This is a genomic window from Acetonema longum DSM 6540, from assembly GCF_000219125.1.
Lineage (GTDB): Bacteria > Bacillota > Negativicutes > Sporomusales > Acetonemataceae > Acetonema > Acetonema longum.
Genome location: NZ_AFGF01000250.1, coordinates 1 through 702, shown reverse-complemented (window position 1 = coordinate 702; position 702 = coordinate 1). Strand labels below are relative to the sequence as shown.

Annotated in this window: 1 protein-coding gene; it reads left to right on the top strand. The window is 53.3% G+C overall.

All coding sequences use genetic code 11. The annotated features are described in order from the left end of the window. On the top strand, window positions 1–552 hold a 552-nt coding region (locus ALO_RS19015), incomplete at its 5' end, for an IS110 family transposase (protein WP_004099340.1). Window positions 553–702: the final 150 nt, after the last annotated feature.

Sequence of the window (702 nt, the reverse complement as noted above, 5' to 3'; positions counted from 1 at the left end):
GAGATCGCTAAAGCGGTACAAGCCGCTGCTAACGCCTCTTACCGTCTTCCCCAGACGGTAAACGACTCTGTGAATCAGGTGTTGGCCATATCCATTTCTTCCATGCGTGCCATGCAGTCTCAGTTGAAAGCCCTGGATAAAGAGATTGGGCGCCAGGTGGAGAACATCCCGAACACGTTGACTTCGGTCCCCGGCATCGGCCCGGTGTTGTCCGCCGGGATCATCGCCGAGATCGGCGATATCAACCGTTTTGCCAGACAAGCCGGGCTTGCTAAGTTCGCTGGCCTTGCTTGGTCTCAGCACCAGTCCGGTATGTTTGAAGCGCAGCATACCCGCCTCATTCAGTCTGGCAACCGCTTCCTGAAATATTACTTGGGGCAAGCCGCCCTTTCTCTCGTGCGTTGCGACACGGAGTACAGGCGCTACTACGACCTCAAATTCAAAGAGGTCAACAAGTACCAGCACAAACGCGCACTCGCCTTAACTGCCAGAAAATTGGTCCGGTTGGTCTTTCGACTGCTCAAAGACAACCGCCTTTATAAACCGGCGTAGATTTTCTGCGCCTCCCCAGCGCCCTGTTCTTCAAAAAAATGGAGCAGGCAGGGCTTTGTTTGCTGTACCCTTTTTTCGGCCATTGTTGCGGTGAAATCTACTCTTTTCTTACACATCTCGGCATTTAGGGGATTGACATTTCACCGCCGG